Annotated in this window: 15 protein-coding genes; 7 read left to right on the forward strand and 8 right to left on the reverse strand. The window is 52.4% G+C overall.

The window, feature by feature from the left end; translation table 11 throughout:
* Positions 1-26: 26 nt before the first annotated feature.
* The gene (locus MTP36_RS15475) at positions 27-182 is read right to left on the reverse strand and encodes a hypothetical protein (protein ID WP_249252287.1); all 156 of its coding nucleotides are present in this window, start codon (positions 180-182) and stop codon (positions 27-29) included.
* Positions 183-787: 605 nt separating this feature from the next.
* Between MTP36_RS15475 and MTP36_RS15480 the strand changes: the two genes are divergently transcribed.
* The 3 genes from MTP36_RS15480 to MTP36_RS15490 are packed head-to-tail and all read left to right on the forward strand — an operon-like array spanning position 788 to position 3,683.
* Complete coding sequence (locus MTP36_RS15480; protein WP_249252292.1) at positions 788-1,222, forward strand: plasmid mobilization protein; 435 nt, start codon at positions 788-790, stop codon at positions 1,220-1,222.
* On the forward strand, positions 1,194-2,729 hold the full coding sequence (locus MTP36_RS15485; RefSeq protein ID WP_249252300.1) for a relaxase/mobilization nuclease domain-containing protein: 1,536 nt from the start codon (positions 1,194-1,196) through the stop codon (positions 2,727-2,729). Before MTP36_RS15480 ends, MTP36_RS15485 begins: the two co-directional genes overlap by 29 nt.
* Positions 2,730-2,741: 12 nt before the next feature.
* Positions 2,742-3,683, forward strand: coding sequence for a hypothetical protein (locus MTP36_RS15490; protein ID WP_249252302.1), 942 nt, complete (start codon positions 2,742-2,744; stop codon positions 3,681-3,683).
* A 325-nt stretch (positions 3,684-4,008) separates the two neighbouring features.
* Here MTP36_RS15490 and MTP36_RS15495 read toward each other — a convergent pair whose 3' ends face one another.
* From MTP36_RS15495 to MTP36_RS15515, 5 genes are all read right to left on the reverse strand, one after another.
* Complete coding sequence (locus MTP36_RS15495; RefSeq protein WP_249252314.1) at positions 4,009-5,349, reverse strand: MATE family efflux transporter; 1,341 nt, start codon at positions 5,347-5,349, stop codon at positions 4,009-4,011.
* 153 nt (positions 5,350-5,502) lie between these two features.
* Complete coding sequence (locus MTP36_RS15500) at positions 5,503-6,531, reverse strand: siderophore ABC transporter substrate-binding protein (protein WP_249252322.1); 1,029 nt, start codon at positions 6,529-6,531, stop codon at positions 5,503-5,505.
* A 29-nt stretch (positions 6,532-6,560) separates the two neighbouring features.
* Positions 6,561-7,313, reverse strand: coding sequence for an iron ABC transporter ATP-binding protein (locus MTP36_RS15505; protein ID WP_249252334.1), 753 nt, complete (start codon positions 7,311-7,313; stop codon positions 6,561-6,563).
* A gap of 4 nt (positions 7,314-7,317) precedes the next feature.
* Complete coding sequence (locus MTP36_RS15510) at positions 7,318-8,286, reverse strand: iron chelate uptake ABC transporter family permease subunit (RefSeq protein WP_249252345.1); 969 nt, start codon at positions 8,284-8,286, stop codon at positions 7,318-7,320.
* Positions 8,283-9,296, reverse strand: a complete 1,014-nt coding sequence (locus MTP36_RS15515; RefSeq protein WP_249254443.1) for an ABC transporter permease — start codon at positions 9,294-9,296, stop codon at positions 8,283-8,285. Before MTP36_RS15515 ends, MTP36_RS15510 begins: the two co-directional genes overlap by 4 nt.
* On the opposite strand from MTP36_RS15515, the gene MTP36_RS15520 reads away from it, so the two are divergent.
* Positions 9,285-9,548 carry a hypothetical protein gene (locus tag MTP36_RS15520; RefSeq protein ID WP_249252347.1) on the forward strand — a complete coding sequence of 88 codons (264 nt, stop codon included), beginning with the start codon at positions 9,285-9,287 and terminating at the stop codon, positions 9,546-9,548. The two genes, MTP36_RS15515 and MTP36_RS15520, sit on opposite strands and share 12 nt — an antisense overlap.
* Positions 9,549-9,694: 146 nt before the next feature.
* On the opposite strand, the gene MTP36_RS15525 is transcribed toward MTP36_RS15520, so the two are convergent.
* Positions 9,695-10,198 (reverse strand): CarD family transcriptional regulator, encoded by a 504-nt coding sequence (locus MTP36_RS15525; RefSeq protein ID WP_015537283.1) that lies wholly within the window; start codon positions 10,196-10,198, stop codon positions 9,695-9,697.
* A gap of 304 nt (positions 10,199-10,502) precedes the next feature.
* Between MTP36_RS15525 and MTP36_RS15530 the strand changes: the two genes are divergently transcribed.
* Positions 10,503-11,903 carry an MATE family efflux transporter gene (locus MTP36_RS15530; protein WP_249252356.1) on the forward strand — a complete coding sequence of 467 codons (1,401 nt, stop codon included), beginning with the start codon at positions 10,503-10,505 and terminating at the stop codon, positions 11,901-11,903.
* Complete coding sequence (locus MTP36_RS15535; protein ID WP_249252367.1) at positions 11,903-12,481, forward strand: cytidylate kinase-like family protein; 579 nt, start codon at positions 11,903-11,905, stop codon at positions 12,479-12,481. The genes MTP36_RS15530 and MTP36_RS15535 overlap by 1 nt, the downstream gene beginning before the upstream one ends.
* Positions 12,482-12,584: 103 nt before the next feature.
* Here the strand turns inward: MTP36_RS15535 and MTP36_RS15540 are convergent, their stop codons facing one another.
* A complete protein-coding gene (locus MTP36_RS15540; RefSeq protein WP_249252369.1) occupies positions 12,585-12,836 on the reverse strand; it encodes a DUF6061 family protein in 252 nt (83 codons plus the stop codon).
* 572 nt (positions 12,837-13,408) lie between these two features.
* Between MTP36_RS15540 and MTP36_RS15545 the strand changes: the two genes are divergently transcribed.
* Complete coding sequence (locus MTP36_RS15545; RefSeq protein WP_055186213.1) at positions 13,409-14,314, forward strand: peptidoglycan-binding domain-containing protein; 906 nt, start codon at positions 13,409-13,411, stop codon at positions 14,312-14,314.
* Positions 14,315-14,373: the final 59 nt, after the last annotated feature.

Genomic DNA, 14,373 nt, shown 5'->3' on the forward strand with positions numbered 1-14,373 from the left:
AGACAGAAAATGGGGTTTGTTCTGATTCACATAGCGTATTTTTTCCTAAAGCTACAATATGTGTCATACTTTTCTTGCTTCACTTCAATAAATTTTTCAAAACCCTCTTGACGCATTCTACATGCCGTGGTATTTTTCTTGTAAATCCCATTGATTTTGTGGATTGGTTTAAATTCATCCACAAAATGTGGTCGTGTTCATTTTGAACACAGCCACAGAAAGTGGTTGGTTATCACCGTGAGACCCACCACTTCAGTGAGGAAAAGTCCACGAAAGAATTTACCGCCCCGCAACACACCCGATTCATTTTGCCGCCGATTCACCCGACAAAATCATCGCTGCGCTGCGTGGGCGGTATTTTTCTTTTAGGAAGTGTACCTTGAAAATTTCATGAGCCGACCGGACGTGATACCGACTTTCCGTCAACGCCGCTGCACAAACAGGGGCAGGAACTTCGTTCGGAGCAAACGGTGATCAACATACACGAGCAGCGGAACTCTCTACTTATTTTTGCGTCTTAACAATTCGGAAACATTTGTTAAAAATACGTTTTGAGCGCAGTGGTAGAGGGCAAGAACCGTCCCGTGGCCACAAATTTTCAATTCTTGAAAATTTCCTGTCCATCCGGGACTTCACTTCTTCAATGCGTCTGCATTTCCGAAGTGATCTTGTTGGGGCGTGCCTGCCCCAAACCCTGCTCATCATTCGTGCCTTACGGCACGAATGGAACGGCGTGTCGTGCTTTACATAACTTCACCGAGGAGTTATCGAACAGACAGGAGGTACAATGACCAAAACGAATGTTCAACCGATTCCTAGCAATTCCCAGCACCACGACACGCCGAACAACAAAACGCACGTCATCAAGTTCCGTGTGACAGCGGAGGAAAAAGCGTCACTGGAACTCACTTGCAAACTCCTGAATCTCTCCCTCTCCACCTTCATCCGCCGCGCCATCCACAATGTCAAGATCGAGAAAACGGTCATCGTTGCCGGTGGCGGAGAAGAAACCCTGACCGCTGTTTCCACCCTGCTTGCTCAGTGCAGCAAGGTGGGCGGAAACCTCAACCAGCTTGCAAGGCACTTCAATTCCGGCGGTGCGGACACCGAGCAGATACGAGCGAAAATCCTTGACGAACTTGCAGACCTGACTGCATTCCGGCTCAGCGCCGAGAAAGTTCTGGGTGAACTGTATGGCAACGCTCAAGCATATCGCCTCTAAAAACTCGGACTACTCTGCCATTGAAGCGTATCTCATTTACCAGCACGATACGTTCACTGGAAAGCAACTTCTGGATGAACAAGGCAAGCCGAAGCTGCGGAATTCGTACCTGCTCGACACCCTTGAGTGCGGCGATTTCTCGTTCGCAACGGCCTGTCTGCTGGCAAACCGCAAGTATGGCAAGAACACCCAACGCGATGATATTAAGAGCCATCAGTATATCATCAGCTTCGACCCCAGAGATGCAGCCGACAACGGCTTGACCATGGAAAAAGCACAGGCACTTGGCCTGAAATTCTGCGAAGAAAACTTCTCCGGTCACCCCGCCATCGTCTGCACTCACCCGGATGGGCATAACCATTCGGGAAACATCCACGTCCACATTGTGATCGGCAGTATCCGCACACGAGAGGTGGAACGTAAGCCCTATATGCAAAAGCCCCGTGACTGGCGTGAGGGTATGAAGCACTCCAGCACAGCCCAGACCATGCGGCACTTGCGTGTTGAGGTCATGGAACTGTGCGAGGGTGCCGGACTGTACCAGATCGACCTGCTCAACGGCTCGAAAGAGCGCGTGAGCGAAGCGGAGTATTGGGCAAGGCGGCGTGGGCAGCAGAAGCTCGACCTTGCAAACGCAGCCCTTGCCGCAGCCGGACAACCACCCCAGCAGAAGAAGTTTGAAACTGTAAAGAATATCTTGCGGAAACAGATTTCTTCGGTGCTGTACCGCACAACGAGTTTTGAAGATTTTTCTGACAAGCTCATGCAGCAGTACGGCATTGCTGTCAAGGAAAGCCGTGGACAACTCAGCTATCTGCCCTCTGGCAGAACAAAGTTTATCCGGGCGAAACATCTCGGTGACAAATTCGATAAGACGACAGTGCTTGCCACGTTGCAGACAAACACTGAGCGCAAACCCAAGGCGCAGTTCAAACAGGATACCATCGGGAAACTGATCGATATCCAGTCGAGGATGACCGAGGGCAAAGGCATTGGCTATAAGCGTTGGCTCACGAAACACAATCTTCAAGTGATGGCACAGACCGTGAAGCTTCTGCAGGAAAAGGGCTTGACCGACGAGGACGCCTTGAACCAGCGCATCGCTGAACTGGAAACCAAGTATCACGACTCGCTGGCGGTGGTGAAAGACCTCGAAGGTCGCATGAAAGCCAACAATGAGCTGCGCTATCACATCGCAGCCTACACCAGCACCAAGAATGTTGCCCAGCAGTTAAAGACCGCCAAGCGCCCCGCAGTCTTTGAGGAGCAGCACCGTGCAGAGCTGACAGCGTACCGGGCGGCAGCAGCCTATTTCAAGGCAAATGACCTCACCAAGCTGCCCAGCCCGAAAAAACTGGAAGCCGAGTATGCGCAGCTGGCATCCGAAAAGGCAAAGTTCTACGAGCAGTACAAGGAAGCTAAAGAGGAACTGCTCAAACTGAAAACCGCAAAGCAGAATGTTGCGTCCTTTTTCCGGGAGGAAGAACCGGCGCAGCAGGAGAGATAAAGGAGTGTGCGTATGATCAACCTGAAAATCGACCCGGAGTTCCAGTCCCAGATTCCTCCTCTGACCGATGATGAATTTAAGCAGCTTGAAGAAAATATCCTGAAAGAGGGCAAGCTGATTTCTCCTTTGATCGTCTGGGGCAATACCCTTGTTGATGGTCACAATCGTTATGCGATTCTTCAGAAACACCCCGAAATCTGCTTTTCTACTATGCCGCTCCTGTTTGAAAGCAGAGAAGAAGTCCTCGCTTGGATTTGTAAGAACCAGTTGGGGCGGCGCAACCTCACGCCGGAGCAGAAGCTGTTCCTCATCGGCAAGCAGTACGAAGCGGAACGTGCGGAACATGGCTGTACTCGTGACGATGTCCAGCGCACAAACGGTCAGTTTAGCCGGAGTTCCCAAAATGGGAACTTCGGTGAGAGCGTTAAAACGTGTGAGCGTATCGCCAAGGAAAACGGTGTCAGTAAAAACACTGTTCTTCGTGCCTCGAAGTATATGAGAGGCGTGGAGATTGCGGAAGAACTGATACCGGGCTTAAAGCAGAGCATCCTGTCCGGACAGACGAAAGTGTCCAAAGCTGATATGCACCGCCTCGCCAAGGTTGCCTACAATGACCGTGCACAAACTTTGCAGGATATTCTGCACCCGGAGCTGAAGGTGGAACCGACACCTGACGCTGATGGTGTGATCCGCGTTCCGGGCAAAGCGCCTGTCATGCCATTCCGAAAGTTTGAATCGATTTATGACAGCGATGCTTACCCGGAGGATGTACGGTACGAGTATGTAGCTCTGGAAGAGCTCACTACTCGTTTCCGTATTTCGTTCAGCTACCAGTTGGAGCAGATGCCCGATAATGCACAGCGTGATGTGATTCTGGAGATCATTCACAAGCACAAGGACTACCTTGCTTCTCTGGAAGCCGCACTCGCAGATGTTAAAGACCAGACAGCATAACAACAGGCACATGGTATGCTGTTCACAGATGTCCAAAGGAGCGTGCGTTTGAACAAAAAGAAAAAGTCCACAAACACTTCCCCTTACCCCGATGAAGTCATCGACCGTCTGGCACGGGCATTCTACCCGGCCATTCTTGCCTGCTGGAACAGCGAGGAAGGCCAGCGGGAGTTTGCTACATGGCAGGCGGAACAGGCTCATCACGCCACTAGTAAAGAAAAACAGAGCGTTCCCGACGGGGAACGCCCTGTTGTACATATCGCTATCGTATGTGGATTTTTCAGGGTGCGTCCTATTCAGGGGCGCACCCTTTTTTTGTTTTGCCTTATTTCACCTTGTTTCGCAGTTCTTTTTTCGTTGCCCACAGGCTGTAAGCGCAGGCGATCACCTCGGACACCCAGAACGCAAACCACGCCCTGTCGATGCCCATGGTGCGGATGAGAAGCCACAGGCAGGGCACCAATACCACCAACTGCCGCAAGGCAGCGCCGATCATGTTGACCACGCCGTTGCCAAGACCGGAGGCAAAGTAGCCGCACAGAATAGTTGTGACCGCAAACAGGAAAGTTACCGAAATGATGCGCAGGGCAGGCACACCGAAAGCCAGCATCTCGTCACTGGCAGAGAACAGCCCCAGCAGTTGCGCCGGGAACAGCAGGAACACCGCCGTGCCGCACAGGGCAAACACCACGCCGGTGGGCAGCAGCACCTTCCATGCCTGCTTTACCCGGTCGGACTGCCCACTGCCATAGTTGAAGCCCACCACCGGGATGGCCGCCTGTCCCAGACCATTCACCGGCATCATCAGGAAGTTTTGCAGCTTATAGTAGATGCCGAAGAACGCTACCGCCGTGGAGGACACCCCCAGGAGAATGCCGTTGACCGCAAAGGTCATCACGCTGCCGATGGCCTGCATCACGATGGTAGGCAGCCCCACCCGGTAGATGTCGGCCACATCCTGCCACAAAAAGCGGTAGCCCTTTAACCGGACGTGGATGACCGGGTTTTTGACCTGGTTGAACCACAGCGCCGCCGCTGCACCGATGAGTTGCCCGATGACGGTGGCGATGGCTGCGCCCCGGATTCCCATGGCCGGGCAGCCCAGCAGGCCAAAGATCATAATGGGGTCGAGAATAATGTTGACCACTGCGCCGATGATAAGGGAAACCATGGACAGCACAGTATCACCCACGGCCTGCAGCAGCCGCTGCCCGTAGGTCTGTAAAAAGATGCCCCAGCAGAACACGAGATTCACCGAGAGGTATTCCCGACAGAGCTGCTGCAGTTCCGGGTCGCCCGTCAGAGCGGCGGCGATCTGGTTCGAGAACAGCAGCCCCACCAGCGTGAACACCAGCGAAGTGCCCAGCATCAGGAACAGCCCGGTGGTGGCGGCACGGCAGGCTTCCTCCGGCTTTTTCTGCCCCAGCTTGCGGGAGAGCAGAGCATTCAGGCCCACGGCGGTGCCCACGCCGATGGCAATCATCAAAAACTGGATGGCATATACAAGAGAGGCGGCGGTCAGGGCTGTTTCCGACAGCCGTGCCACAAAAATGCTATCCACGATGTTATACAGCGATTGGATGAGCAGCGATAGCATCAGCGGTACCGCCATGGTGTACAGCAGGGGGCGGATGGGCATTTCTGCCAGTTTGTTTTTCGGGTTCATAGGTCCTCCTTTTCAGGCAAACAAAAAAGCGTGAAATCGTTGAGGGGTAGCTTTTCCTCAGGATTTCACGCTTTGTAAGCCGGCTTTTTGTATTCTTAACGGAAGGTATTATACCGGAGTTTTTTCAAAATTGCAAGAAGAATTTTGAAAAAATCACAGCAGTGCGTTTTCCAGATCGCTCAGCATTTCGTTCAGTGCTTGAATGCCGCCCTCTGCGGTGTACCAGACATTCGGGTGTGCCAGATAAACGATGTGGCCGTTCTTGTAGGCATCCGTGCTTTCCACCAGCTCGTTTTCCAGGATCTCCTGTGCCATCTGTGCGCCATCGGTGCCAATGGCTACATCACGATCCATTGCGAAGATGTAGTCGGGGTTCTTGTCCACAATGAACTCGAAGGAAGCCTCGTTGCCGTGGGTCGAGGTGTCGATATTGGCATCTACGCCGATGTTCTCAAAGCCGATCTCCTTGCCGATGATGGAGCAGCGGCCATTGTTGCCCAGAACATTGAAGCTGCCGCTGGTGGTCATGCCGACGATGGCAGTCTTGCCCTCTGCAAAGGCTTTCAGGGCGTCGATGCGGCTGTCAAAATCCGCCATCAGGCTTTCCACATGGTCTTCCAGACCAAAGATAGAAGCGATGGTCATGGCATTTTCACGGGTGCTTTCCACAACGCCCTTTTCGGCGTCGGTCGCAAGGAAAACAACGGGTGCGATCTCGCACAAAGCATCATAGGATTTGGACAGGCGTCCGCCGATAAAAATGATGTCCGGCTCGCAAGCCATGACTGCTTCCATATCGGCTTCCTTGATGTTGCCAAGGTTCGCAATGCTGTCATTGGTAACATAGCTCTGAAGATAGTCCAGAGAGGTGGATGCCGTGCCGACCACACGGTCGCCAACGCCCAGTTCATCCAGAATGTCCAGAGAAGCAAGTTCGAGGATTGCAATGCGCTGCGGGTCAAAGGGCACTTCCACATCTACCAGTTCCTTTGCACCGTTGAACGCCTTGATGGTCACCGACTCCGGCACGGCTTCCGAGGAAGTGGTAGCTTCGCTGGATGCAGCCACAGAGGATGCCACGGAGCTTGCCGTGGAGGAGGAAGCACCACAGGCAGTAAGAACCCCCGCTGCACTCACAGCGGCCATAGCGGTCAAAAACGAACGACGAGAAATTTTCTTCATAAGAATGCTCCTTTTAAAAAGTACTGAAATCAATAATATATCGACAAAGGCTTGCCTTCGATCTGCATGATCTCAAAGTCTACCTTGTAGATATCGGACAGGTTTTCTTTGGTGATCACTTCCTGCACCGTGCCAAACTTTGCGATTTTTCCATTCACAAAGGCGCAGATGTAGTCGGAATAAAACGCAGCATAGTTGATCTCGTGCAGAACAAGGATCACCGTTTTGCCCAGCTCATCGCACAGGCGGCGGACGATGCGCATGAGGTTGGTTGCGTGGTAAATATCCAGATTGTTGGTCGGTTCATCCAGCAGGATATACTCGGTGTCCTGCGCAATGACCATGGCAATATAGGCACGCTGCCGCTGACCGCCGGACAGTTCATCGATGAACTGCTCCTCAAAATCGCCCAGTTCCATGTAGGCAATGGTGCGGTCAATGATCTCGTTGTCCTCTTGGGTCAGCCGTCCGCCGGAGTACGGAAAGCGGCCAAATGCAACCAGTTCCCGGACAGTCAGCTTCATCTGGACATTGTTGGCTTGGGTCAGGATGGCGAGCCGCTTGCTCAGCTCCCGGCTTTTCCAGCGCGTGATCTCCGTCCCCTCAAAATCCACAAGACCGCTGTCCCGTGCGATCAGGCGGGACAGCATTCCCATCACGGTGGATTTTCCCGCGCCGTTCGGACCGATGAGGGAAAGGACTTTACCTTTCGGAATCTCAAAACTCACGCCATCGACAACGGCTTTGCCATCGTAGCGTTTGGTGATCTCTTTTACAAACATGGTTTTATGCCTTTCTCTGGGTGAGCAGCAGATACAGGAAATACACGCCGCCGCCCACGGTGATGAACACGCTGACCGGAACCGAGTAAACGAATACCCGTTCCACCAGAAGCTGTCCGCCGATCAGAACAGCCATACCGAACAAAACAGAGCCGGTGATGAGCTGGCTGTGCCGGTAGGTGCGCAGGAACTGCCGGGAAAGGTTGGCAATGATAAGCCCCAGAAATGCCAGCGGCCCAACCATAGCGGTGGCTGTTGCAATGTACAGTGTGACCCCCAGCAGCAGCCGGCGGATGCAGCGGTCATAGTCCACACCCAGATTGATGGCCTGATCTTTGCCCAGTGTCAGAACGTCCAGCAGCGCAAGCTCTTTCCGGAAGGCAAAGGCGACCAGCGCAAGAACCGCAACGGACAGTACCAGAATCGCCGAATTGACATTGGAAAAGCTGGCGACCAGATCCGTCAGCAGCGTGTCGTACTCGTTGGGGTCCATCACACGGGTCAAAGTCGTCTGGATGCTGGAAAAGAACGAGGTCAGCACCGTGCCGATGAGCAGGACGTACAGAACATTGTGGTTCGTTTTCCGGAACAGATAGCTGTAAATCACGGTGGCAACAGCGCCCATAATGGCAAGGTCTACCGCAAAGGCTGCGTTGGCATTGACCGCCAGAAAGCTGCCCGAACCCGCCACAAAGAACACCGCCGTGTGGATCAGCGAATAAAGCTGGTCCATACCCAGCAGGCAGGGCGTGACGATGGTGTTGTTGATGGTGGACTGAAACACGATGGAAGCACTTCCAATGGCAAATGCCGTGATGAGCATGGCGATCAGCTTGGGTGTGCGGATACGCATGGCGTAGGCAAATAATTTTTGGTTTTCAAAGTGGACACCCACTGTCATATAGCCTACGCAGGCCAGCAGAACAAGAAGCAGAAGGATCAGCAGTCGCAGATGATTTTTGTGCGTTTTCATGCTGCACCTCCGGTTTTCTTGGCAGCTTTGCCCAGCCGGACTGCCTTGCGTCCATGCCGAAGCCGATACAGCAGCAGACCGACAAACAGGATACTGCCGATAACGCCAACGATCAGCTCGATGGGCAACTCGTAGGGATAGATCACAACCCGCCCGATCATATCGCAGACCAGCACGAACACAGCGCCAAACAGAGCGGTATCCACCAGCGTTCCGCGGATCTGGTCACCCTTGAATATTGCTACGATATTGGGCACGATGAGGCCGATGTAGGAGATCGAGCCGACCACGACAACAACGGATGCCGTGATCATGGCAGCAATGGTCAGACCCATAAACAACACCAGATCATACGGAACGCCGAGGTTCTGAGAAAAATCTTTTCCCATGCCCACGATATTGAAGTGGTTGGCAAATACAAATGCCAGAACCACCAGCGGTACCGTCAGCCAGACAAGCTCATACCGCCCACGAATGACGGTGGAAAAATGACCGACCAGCCAGCTGGAAAGAGCCTGTGTCATTTCATATTTGTAGGCAAGATAATTGGTAACACCCATTACGATGTTGGAGAACATGATGCCGACCAGCGGAACCATGACAACATCCTTGAACCGGATACGCTGGATGAACCAGACAAAGACCCATGTACCGAGAACGGCACAAACGAAGGAAAAGGCAGCACGTCCCCACAGGGTAGAACCCGGTGCAAACAGCAAAGCCAGCAGAATGCCAAACTGTGCAGAAGAGATCGTCGCGCCTGTGGTGGGCGAAACAAACTTGTTCATGCAGAGCTGCTGCATGATAAGCCCCGCCACGCTCATGCCGATGCCTGTGCAGAGGATGGCAAGCAGACGCGGCAGGCGGGAGATCAGAAAGATCTCCCATGTTTTCACGCTGCCTGTAAGCAGGTCAAAAAACCGGATATCCAGCACCCCGGCAAACAGAGAGCTGACCGAAAGGATCAGCAGCAGAACGCCGAGAAAAACAGTGGAACGATGATTACGAATGAAAAGCCCTCCTCAAGATTAGCGCAAACTAACTTTTTGAAAATAAAAAGAGAACGCCTGCGTGTGAAGAAACTGGTCTTACGTGTTCACACACAGCGCGTTCTGCTGAAGGGATTATATCATAAGGCATCGATGGGTTTCAAGTGGCAAACTCGCACGAAGGTTTTTCATGGCAAACTGCCATGCTTTGTTAATTCCTACAAAGTTGCTCCGATTTATATCCGCACCAAAAAGTATAGGATCGAATTTTAAAATATACGATGATAGAACAATTTAAACATTTCCCGATCCTTTTGACCAGTGATAGATCTGCCGGACGCAAAAGACCGCCTCCGTTTTTAAACGGAAGCGGTCTTTTCGTTGCGGAAATCAGTTGAGGTAAAAATCACCATGCGGCTTTAGCGCAAAACCTCCAGAAGCCGTCTGCCGGCTTCCTGCTGCGATTCCCCAAACGCCACCGCCAGCTCTTCCCGCAGGACACGCTCTACCATCTGGTAGAAGTAGGTATCCATGGCGTTGATCTTTCGGCCGCGGCTTTGCTGCTGGGTCTGCTTTTGCCCCAGCTCCTTGAACAGGGTCAAATACTGGTAAAAATCGTTGGTGTGCAGCAGTGCCTGATAATGTTCTGCCAGCGCTGTCTGTACCCCCGCCGGGATAGGCAGCTTCTCCGCTTTGATGCGTGCAAGGTCGGCTTCCGCCTGCTGTGCCGGGGTCACCGGGCGCAGCGCCGCTTCCTTTTCCGTGGGGATATAGCTGCGGTCGTGGGAATCCGAAAAATAAGGCCGGAGGGTGTAATACTCTCTGGCGGACTCATCGCAAAAGCGCCGCAGCCCGACGCCTTCCACCTCGTGCACTCCCAGATTTCCGTAAACCACCAGCGCTCCCGCCTGAAACCGTGACATGGTATTGCCTCTTTCCCTTGTATGAAAAGGCTGCAAAAACAGACTTTCCAGCGTAATTTTACTCTTTACGTTATTGTACCACGGTAGGTTGGCGGGCTTCAAAGGGCATCTTTCACAAAGTTTTCCTCGTGCAATCTGCGCAGAATGCCCAGTACAATTCTTGTGCAAAACTGCCTTTGCAAATTCCAGACAGGCAGGCTATAATGATTTCGTACAACGAGTAGCACTCATGCGTAAAACCGGTTGCATGAGAGCTGCCCGTTGTTTTTATTTGCCCCAAAATGGAAAGGTAAAGGTGAATCCCATGGAAAGTTCCAATCAATTTCTCGGCACGGAACGCATCGGCAAGCTGATGCAAAAGTATGCGATCCCGTGCATTATTTCGCTGCTGGTCGGCGCACTGTATAACATCGTGGATCAGATCTTTATTGCAAACGCCAGCTATCTCGGCTCTTATGGCAACGCCGCCAATACGGTCGTTTTTCCCCTGACGGTGGTAGCGCTGGCAATCGCAGTCATGATTGGTGACGGTTGCTGCGCCTTCGTCAGCATCAGCCTTGGGCAGAACGAGGTCCCCAAGGCAAAGCGGAGCGTCGGCAATGCGGTGGTGATGTGTCTCGTCAGCAGTATTGTGCTGGCCGCGCTCTATCTGATTTTTGCGGACAACATTCTTGCCATGTTCGGCGGAACGGTGAACGCCGAGACCTACCACCACTCGCAGGAATATTTCTTTTATATCACGCTGGGCGTGCCCTTTTATATGTTCGGGCAGGCCATGAATCCCATCATCCGCGCCGACGGCAATCCTCGGTTTGCCATGATCTCCACCCTTGCGGGTGCGGCGCTGAACATCATTCTGGACCCCATCTTCATTTTTGGCTTCCGCTGGGGCATGATGGGCGCAGCGGTGGCTACCGTCATCGGTCAGCTGGTCACCGCAGTGCTGGCAGTGTGGTATCTGCTGCACATGAAGATCATTCGCCCTGAAAAGGGCGACTACCGGCTGAAGGGCTCCATCTGCGGCCGTACCCTGACCCTTGGCATGACCAGCTTTCTGTCCCAGATCAGCCTTGTGGCGGCAATGGCAGCCATCAACAACATGATCCGCAAATACGGCGCACTGGATGCCGTGTTCGGGCAGGAACAGTACGCCCAGATCCCTATGGCAGTTGTTGGCATCGTGATGAAGTTCTTCCAGATCGTCATCTCCATCGTGGTGGGCATGGCGGCTGGCTGCATCCCCGTGGTGGGCTTCAACATGGGTGCTAAAAAGCCCGCCCGTGTGAAAGAGCTGTTCACGAAACTGCTGCTGGCAGAGGCCGCAGTGGGTGCCGTTGCACTGGTGCTGGTGGAGCTGCTTCCCCGGCAGCTCATCGCCCTGTTTGGTGCCGCCAACGAGAGCGTTTACTACACCGATTTTGCCGTGAAATCCTTCCGCATCTACCTGTGCATGATCATTCTGGCCTGTGTCAACAAGGCGTGCTTCATCTTTTTGCAGGCCATGGGCAAGGCAGCGGAATCCACCGCCCTGTCCATGGTGCGTGAGGTGGTGTTCGGCGTGGGCTTTGCCCTGCTGCTGCCCCGGTTCTTTGGGCTGGACGGCGTGCTGTACTCCATGCCCCTGTCGGATATCCTCACCTTCCTGATTGCAGGCTATCTGATCTGCAAGACCTACCGTGAACTGAACGGGAAAGGAGAACTCTAATGGAAAAACGCATCATCACCATCAGCCGCGAGTTTGGCAGCGGCGGCAGAACCATCGGCAAGCTGGTGGCAGAGCATCTGGGCATCCGGTGCTACGACGCCGAGCTGATCCAGAAACTGGCTGCCGAAAGCGGCTTTGACGAAAACTACATCAAGGAGGCCGGAGAGTATACCCCCGGCGGCTTCCTTGCTTCTGCCTTCACCGACCGCAGCTTCGGCCCCACCAACGAGGACCTGCTTTGGAAGCTGCAATACCGGATCATCCGGGAACTGGCAGAAAAAGAGCCCTGCGTCATTGTGGGACGTTGCGCCGACTTCATCCTGCAGGACCGCACCGACTGCCTGAAGGTCTTTGTCCACGCCGACCTGAAGTTCCGGGCTGACCGCATCGTGCGGGTCTACGGCGAGCGGGAGAAATCGCCCGAAGCCCGGCTGAAGGAAAAAGATAAGCGCCGTGCCGCCTACTACCGCTTCTATACCGATATGAACTGGGGCAATGCCGCCAACTATCATATTGCGCTGGATAGTGGGGTCATCGGCATTGAAAAATGTGCCAAAGTCATCGAAAGCCTTGCCTGAACTGTATCCGATGCAAGTCCTAAGCCAATAGAGCAAAACACCGCCCATCTGCGTTTGATTACGCAGATAGGCGGTGTTTTTTCAATACGATTTTATGGGAAGATCAATCTTCTAGCCCATGGTTCCCGGTTACGTTTTTCAAATATTCCTCCGGGTCACCGTTCAGAATCAAATCGGCATAGCCAAGCGGGTTATTGTAGATAAGATAATCCAGTTCTGTCCTCTGCACCATGGTCACGTCCAATTCATCCTCGACCCCAGTGCAGTCAATGGAGATCATTCTCCCATCCCGGAGCAGCAGCTCCACGCAGCCAGTGTCCATGTTGAAATGGCAGGCTCTTGCATCGTACTTCATGTTCGTGTCCTTTCTGCCTTACGGCACTCTTACCGTGGTCTGTCGTGCTTTCTTATGATAAGGTCTAGGACGATTTTCGATGGAAGCAAGGGATTCGTTCTGTTTTCCAAAGAATACAAAAAATCCGAACCCTTCTCCTATCGGAAAAAAGTTCGGATTTTGTTGTTGTGGTGCACCTCCAGGGACTCGAACCCTGGGCCCACTGATTAAGAGAGCAAGCCGCCGGTTCGTCTCAATTTCTGGAAGTTTCGAGTCATCGTTATTTTTTAGCAAAGCAACGTGATTTTTCACCCGGCAATTTCTGCGCCCTTTGTCGAATTTTGCAGCGAAAAGCACCCTTTGCACGTTTTGAAACCGTGCAAAATCCGTGCAGAAACCGTGCACTTACTCTCTGACAAACAAAAATCACACTATCCACCACCGACTTGACGGCAATGGTTTGAGTGACCGACCCAGATATCCTAAATTATCTCTCTATGTTTACAAAACATCTGTGATTCTCTCTTTCTATTACGTAAGGACGCAAATGAAGGGCCCCATAAACGTCCTACTAAAAAAAGGAGATTATTACTATGTTACTCAAAAATGGAAGTACTGGCAACTATGTTATGTACCTGCAGTATGGACTGCATATCATGTGCTGCCCTCCGGGTAGTTTTGACAGCAAATTTGGCTCTGGTACTGAAAATGCTGTTAAGAAGTATCAGGGCAAAAAAGGTCTTACCCAAGATGGCATTGTTGGCGATGGTACATGGAACGCACTGGTAAGCGACATTAAAACCATCCAGCAGCTCCTGAAGAACAAAGGTTATTACGCCAGTACAGTGGATGGCCTTGCAGGTTCAGGCACTTATAACGCTGTTATCAGTTTTCAGAAAGCATCCGGCTTGACTGCCGATGGTATGGTCGGCAGTGCCACCCTAAACGCATTGAACGCTTCTTCGGGCGGTACAAGTGGTCAATCTCATTCAATCACTCTGCCTACTGATAGAAACTATCTTTGGGCACAGAAGAATCCGGACATTGTTAAGCTTGTTGGAAATAGTGGTTGCTCTCTTGTTGCCGTGTTGAATACCGCTAATATCTATGGGCCTCGTGAATTCACCCCTAACGAAGTCCTGACTGCCTGTGGAAATTGGGGTGCAAACGGTCTGAATACTTGGGCTCTTCCCAGCAAGTGCAATGGTAAAATCGACACGAGCAACTACACTCATGGCGGTAAGGAGCAGGCGACTGTATTCAGTGCAGTCAAAGCAAGTATTGACAATAACCTTCCCATCATTATTCGGCTCAACAGTAGCGATGGCAAAAAGACGCATTTTGTCACAGCGATTGCTTATACTGGCAGTTGCTCCTCTGCAAGCAGCATTTCCGTCATTGATCCTGCTGGTGGTGTCATTCGAACTCTTGAGGAAGCGGGAACTGCACGCAATGAAACCGTATACGGTGATTATATCGCAACCGCTCGTCGCTCCTAAATATCTCTACTCTCTTCATCAACAATAAGTTGTAAAGCATCATTTTTAACATATATCCC

The organism is Faecalibacterium sp. I4-1-79 (genome assembly GCF_023347235.1).
GTDB classification, from domain to species: domain Bacteria; phylum Bacillota; class Clostridia; order Oscillospirales; family Ruminococcaceae; genus Faecalibacterium; species Faecalibacterium tardum.